Source organism: Mesotoga sp. B105.6.4, from assembly GCF_002896535.1.
Taxonomy (GTDB): Bacteria; Thermotogota; Thermotogae; order Petrotogales; family Kosmotogaceae; genus Mesotoga.
Map to the genome: position 1 here is coordinate 1 of NZ_JWIM01000107.1, position 2,763 is coordinate 2,763.

Annotated in this window: 3 protein-coding genes; all 3 read left to right on the top strand. The window is 46.1% G+C overall.

What is annotated here, in order from left to right:
* Positions 1-856, top strand: an 856-nt coding sequence (locus RJ60_RS14835) for a GDP-mannose 4,6-dehydratase (RefSeq protein WP_103135264.1), incomplete at its 5' end; no start/stop codon positions are given.
* A gap of 9 nt (positions 857-865) precedes the next feature.
* On the top strand, positions 866-1,966 hold the full coding sequence (locus RJ60_RS14840; RefSeq protein WP_180979988.1) for a LegC family aminotransferase: 1,101 nt from the start codon (positions 866-868) through the stop codon (positions 1,964-1,966).
* The gene (locus RJ60_RS14845) at positions 1,963-2,655 is read left to right on the top strand and encodes a sugar acetyltransferase (RefSeq protein ID WP_103135265.1); all 693 of its coding nucleotides are present in this window, start codon (positions 1,963-1,965) and stop codon (positions 2,653-2,655) included. The genes RJ60_RS14840 and RJ60_RS14845 overlap by 4 nt, the downstream gene beginning before the upstream one ends.
* Positions 2,656-2,763: the final 108 nt, after the last annotated feature.

The following is a 2,763-nucleotide window of genomic DNA, read 5'->3' on the forward strand; positions in this document are numbered from 1 at the left end:
GGGCTGGCTCGAAGAATCGCCCTATAAAGACAGAATAGAAGTCTATACAGGCGACATACGCGACTTCGACTCTGTGAAAGACGCGATGAAAACCATCGATGTTGTCTTTCATCTGGCAGCCCTGATCGGAATCCCCTACTCGTACGTCTCGCCTCTGGCATACATAAAAACAAACGTCGAGGGAACTTACAACGTACTCCAGGCTGCTAGAGAGCTCAACACACAGAAAGTGATCCATACATCCACGAGCGAGATATACGGTACGGCCCAGTACGTCCCGATCGACGAGAAACACCCCGTCAACCCGCAGTCTCCTTATGCAGCGACTAAATCTGGAGCCGACCAGCTAGCGCTGACCTTTTACCGCTCTTTCGGCCTGCCTGTCTCCGTCATCCGGCCCTTCAACACTTTCGGCCCGAGACAGTCGTCAAGAGCCGTGATCCCCACGATAATCTCACAGCTCTTGACCGGAAAAAAGAGTATAAAGCTCGGCAACCTGGAGGCTACGAGAGACATGAACTACGTGCTCAACACCTGTGAAGGATTTTGTCAAGTTGGACTACACGAGAACAGCACGGGAGAGGTTATGAACCTCGGCTCCAACAGAGAGATATCCATAAAGGACCTCGCGCAACTAATCGCGACCCTCATGAATGAAGAAGTCGAAATAGAGATCGACGACCAGAGAATAAGACCTGAAAAGAGCGAGGTCGAAAGACTCCTGTGTGACAGCTCCAAGGCAAAAGAACTGACCGGCTGGGAGCCAAGACATAGCCTCGAGGAAGGCCTGAAAGAAACGATAGCCTGGCTAGAAGATCACATGGAGAACTATAAACCCGACATATATAACGTGTAGGTGATGAAGATGGATACGATATTCCTCGATGCACCAAATCTGGGAGAGCTTGAAAAGCAGTACCTGTTAAAATGCGTTGACTCTACGTTCGTTTCGACTGCCGGACCCTTCATACCGGAGTTTGAAGAGAAGTTTGCTAAGTATGTAGGCATTAAGCGAGCAGTCTCGACACAGAGTGGTACGGCTGCAATACATCTATCACTAAGTGAGTTAGGTGTAGGCCCGGGAGACGAAGTGATAGTCCCGGTTATCACCTTCATCGCCTCGGTAAATCCCATAGTCTATGTGGGCGCAACGCCAGTCTTTGTGGACATTGATCGCTCCAGCTGGAATATGATCCCAGAACAAGTCGAAAAGGCTATAACGAAGAAGACAAAGGCTATAATCCCCGTCCACATCTACGGAAACCCCTGCGATATGGACGCGTTAACGGAGATCTCCGAAAGATATGGTGTTCCTATGATAGAGGACGCTACCGAAAGCCTCGGTGCTTCGTTCCATGGAAGAATGACAGGCACCTTTGGGTCTATGGCGTGCTTCTCCTTCAATGGAAACAAAGTCATCACCACCGGCGGCGGCGGAATGATAACGACAAACGACGAAAAACTGGCCGACCACATGAAATTCCTTGTCAACCAGGCAAGGGACGAAAGCAAGGGATACTACCACCCCGAGATCGGCTTTAACTACCGAATGACCAACCTCGAAGCCTCGCTCGGTCTGGCCCAGTTTGAAAGACTGCCAGACTTCCTCCAGAAAAAGAGAAGATACATGGAAATATACAGAGAAATACTCAGAGGCATAAAGGGAATAGAGTTTCAGGAAGAGTATCCCGATTCTATAAGCTCCTGGTGGCTCTCGTCTGTTAAGATAAACCACCCGACGAAAGACATTCCCCAGATCCAGAAAGAGCTCAAAGAAAAGGGAATACCTACAAGAAGGATATTCGTCCCGATAACTGAATTCCCGCCATACGAAAAATACAGAAAAGAAGAATACCCCAACTCGTACGAACTGTACGAAAAAGGACTGAATCTGCCAAGCTCGACCCTCAACAGCGAAAAGCAGGTTGAGCTGGTGGCAAGATCTATAATGGAAGTGATTAGATGAACGAAAAGGGAAGATGGAACGGGTTGCCATTGGTGATATTTGGTTCTGGTGGCATTTCGAGAGAGGTAGCACAGCTTGTAGAAGACATCAATGCAAATGCTAGAACTCCAGTTTTTCAGGTAATTGGTTTTATTGAAGCAGACGGAAACTCAATAGGTTTAGAGATATCTGCACGTTTATCTGTTATATCTTGTGATAAAGATTTCATGGAATTCGCATCGAATTTCTCTGCGCTAGGTGTAGTTATACCTCAAGGGAACCCAAAAATAAAACGAAGAATACATGATAACGTAGTGGCAAATGTAGACAATCTTGTCTTTCCTAACTTAATACATCCATCCGCAGTCATACCTTTCTCGAAAATAAAGATGGGAATTGGTAACGTAATAACAGCTGGGGTAATAACCAATATAGGACTTCAGATGGGCAATTTCAACCTCATTAATACTGGTGCCAATATCGGGCATGATGTAATAATCGGAAACTTTTGTAATATAAATGGAGTTGCGTCGGTTTCCGGTGAAGTGGTTATTGGAGATGAGGTTCTAATTGGAACAGGTGCAAGTATCATCCAAGGGAAAAGGATAGGAACAGGAGCAGTTGTAAGTATGGGATCTGCTGTAATAAGGAATGTTCCAGATTTTTCGACTGCGATAGGTGTTCCCGCAAAGATAGTTAAGAGAGTCTAGATTATTTGGAACAGGGGATGATATATTGATGATCGACAAGGAAGCATTTTTGCAGGAGATTTCTGAAATTTTGGAAGTTGATGCAGATAAGCTCTCATTAGAAACAGA